The following is a 3,150-nucleotide window of genomic DNA, read 5'->3' on the forward strand; positions in this document are numbered from 1 at the left end:
TCATGAAAATGTTAAGAGTAGTTGATTCTAAAGAAGGCGGGAATATAAATGATATATGAAGCGAATATACATACAAGAAAAAAACTAGTTTCTATGTTTGAGGATTTCAATAACGTTGTTTTACTTTCTTATTTACAAGGGCATATGGGAACTGCTTGGGTAAATGATCTTGAAAATCCAACAGTAGCACAAGTTACGGTAGGGATTTTTACATTTTACGCTGGAGACCCTAATACGAAAGAAACAGAAGAGTTATTACGTAATATTCCAGAAAGAATTTTAGTTATCGTAAATAGTGAAGAGTGGAAACAACGCTTAGAAACATTCCATGAAAGAAAAATAGATAAGTTTTTACGTTATAAATTCAAACGAAATCCAGAAGTTTTTAATCGTTCAAAATTACAATCTTTTATATCAACACTTCCAAAAGAATATGAGTTAAGAAGAATAGATGAGCATATCGCAAATAGCCCCAAATTACATAAGATATCTGAAGATTTTACAAGTCAATTTCATTCGGTAGAAGATTATATAAACCGTGGTATAGGTTATAGCATTTTATATAATGGAGAAGTTGTATGCGGTGCATCCTCCTATAGTATTTATAATGATGGGATTGAAATTGAAGTTGCGACTGATCACAATCATAGAAGAGAGGGCTTGGCAACTGTAGTTAGTGCAGCTATTATATTGGATTGCTTAGAAAATGGAAAGTATCCAAACTGGGACGCAGCGAATACTACATCTGCTAAACTAGCAGAAAAGTTAGGATATGAATTTGATAAGGCATATGATACTTATTTTGTAGATAATAGATGAGTGAAGGAGTTACATACTAAAAAATACATGCGCCCTAGTACGTAAGTCTAGGGCGCATGTATTAGTTGGTAAATATCTTCATAACAATTTTATCACATTTTATCTTTTGAATGTTTGGAATTAAAGATATTTATGTGACTTTTTGAAAAAATAAAAGAGCAGTTAGCAAAAGCTAACTGCTCTTCTCCAAGGGGGAATGGAGAAATACAATCATGTTACCTATAGTATTGACAGAACATTGAGTTTTAATCAGCCATTTATAAAAGGAGAGATAAAATATCTTTGATTAATCCTTAGCTCCCATTAGGAGTACTGATAGAAAAACGATTGAGAATATATTTTTTTATTACATTTACAATTTGAAGAGTAGAACGTGTTTATCGTAATTCTCCAAACACCAATTATATTTTTTTAGAATGATTGGATGGACTGCTTCTTTCGTAGTATCGACTTCAGTATATCCATATTTCTTATAAAAGTTTTCTAATTCCTCAAAAGGAAGACAATATACATTTTGTATTTGTGATTTTTTTGCAGTTTCTACTAAAAATGAAACAAGCTCACCAGCTAATTGTAGCCCTCTAAATTGAGGCAGAATAAAAATTCCGCCCATTTCTAAAGTATCTTCATCTATTTGGACTAATCGGCCAACACCTGCATACTCGTTGTTATATGTAATAATTGCAACTTTATCTCTCTTTAAATCACTCCGTACAAATCCTATTGAGTCATATTGGTTATTAATCCATTCTAAATCGTTAGGTGTGGCCAATTGAATACTCATATACATCCTCCTTCGGAATACTAGCGCTCTCTTCATTATATAGAACATAAGATACTATATCAAAAGAACCTTGAGATAGCACATTTGTTTAAGTTATTAGTTAAAAGTGTGGGATTGCTGGCATTGAAATGATGGCTTCACCAAACATAGGATAATAATCTTGTGAATTTAGTGTTACATAGTCAAAATAAAAATTAGTTTATGTGTTCGGTAACGCACGATTGTTTAAGTGTAGAGAAAATCATAGGGTTATTTTAATTAGTAGCTACTGTATTCATTGAAGCTATTAAGGAAATGTGGTAATCGCCAGCCCTAGTGATACAAATCATATTAGGATTTAGTAAAAAAATTCTTCCTGAAAAAGAGGGGGGTTAAAGATAAGAGCACTTCGAAAAGTGCCCTTCAGTAACGACTACTCATTCTAAAAAGAAAGGATGCAATATATCATATGAAGTTAAGTGTATTTAAGTATGGGTCTTTTATATAAATGTGAAATAAAAGAGGGTTGTCTTCTTATTAGAAGGCAGCTTTTTGTTATTACAAAAAAGAATTAGAAATAAAATATAAATTCAGTTACTTGTCCAAACAATTTTTTTGAAAATACATAAAATGCTAGTAGTTAGCCAATATTTTTATATTGCTAATTTTTTAGACTAAAAGGGGTGATTTTATGTGTGATTGTGAAGTTTGTAGAAGAAAGAAAAAACGTGATCCATTAAATCGGGGTTCTGAACCAAAAAAACAGGATTCCGAATCAGTAAATTCTTATTCATTTAGTAAAAATGCAAATTTTTTAGAAGAAGCTATACAAACAGATGAAATCGATCAAGTTTCTGAGGAATATATTGAAATAGTAGATTCAGCAGATGTACAAGTTACTACTACAGATACAAAAGCTGCACTATCTATCCAAGCCGCGTTACAAGCAGCTATTGTGGTTGTAGTAAGTATTTCTATAGCAGATAGTGAAAAGGCAGATAAAATAACACAAGAATTGTTTCAAAAATCATCTATTAAACAAATTAATAGACAAAAAACATTTATTAAAAATTCCAGAAACGTAACCGTAACAACTACTGATACAGATATTGCAGTGAATATTCAAATTCTTCTTCAAATTTTATTAGCGTTACTAGTTAAACTAAACATTTTATAAAGTGTCTATCCTATTTATATTTAGCTATAAGGGTTCACTCTAAGTAAATATTTTTTGTTGTAATATGTGGTACAAGCTTGGACTTTCTCATTATGACTGAATTAATATTCAAAATTGATGGGAAATTAAGTGTGAAAAACTACACAATAACAAAGGTGAACCTATTATTTAACAGTGAATAAAACTTATATATGTGAAGTAAAGGAAAGCTGTCTTCGTATTAGAAGACAGCTTTTTGATTTTATTAGTAAAAAGCCGTGAAAATAAAAGATTAAGTTACTTGTCCAAGCATTTTTTATTTAAATACATATAATGCTGGTAGTTAATCTAAATTTTTATAGAAAACTGATAGGAGTGAATATTGTAAATGGATGATTTAAATAAATTTTCT

Annotated in this window: 3 protein-coding genes; 2 read left to right on the plus strand and 1 reads right to left on the minus strand. The window is 30.2% G+C overall.

Annotated features, from left to right (window positions below; translation table 11 throughout):
* Nucleotides 1-48: 48 nt before the first annotated feature.
* Nucleotides 49-819 carry a GNAT family N-acetyltransferase gene (locus tag ACQGSG_RS27920; RefSeq protein WP_000638735.1) on the plus strand — a complete coding sequence of 257 codons (771 nt, stop codon included), beginning with the start codon at nt 49-51 and terminating at the stop codon, nt 817-819.
* Between the two features lie 352 nt (nt 820-1,171).
* On the opposite strand, the gene ACQGSG_RS27925 is transcribed toward ACQGSG_RS27920, so the two are convergent.
* Complete coding sequence (locus ACQGSG_RS27925; RefSeq protein WP_097813703.1) at nt 1,172-1,603, minus strand: GNAT family N-acetyltransferase; 432 nt, start codon at nt 1,601-1,603, stop codon at nt 1,172-1,174.
* Between the two features lie 670 nt (nt 1,604-2,273).
* On the opposite strand from ACQGSG_RS27925, the gene ACQGSG_RS27930 reads away from it, so the two are divergent.
* The gene (locus ACQGSG_RS27930; protein WP_000332786.1) at nt 2,274-2,759 is read left to right on the plus strand and encodes a spore coat protein; all 486 of its coding nucleotides are present in this window, start codon (nt 2,274-2,276) and stop codon (nt 2,757-2,759) included.
* Nucleotides 2,760-3,150: the final 391 nt, after the last annotated feature.

Origin of the sequence: Bacillus sp. GMa5/1 (assembly GCF_050172015.1) — a bacterium.
Classification (GTDB): Bacteria; Bacillota; Bacilli; order Bacillales; family Bacillaceae_G; genus Bacillus_A; species Bacillus_A cereus.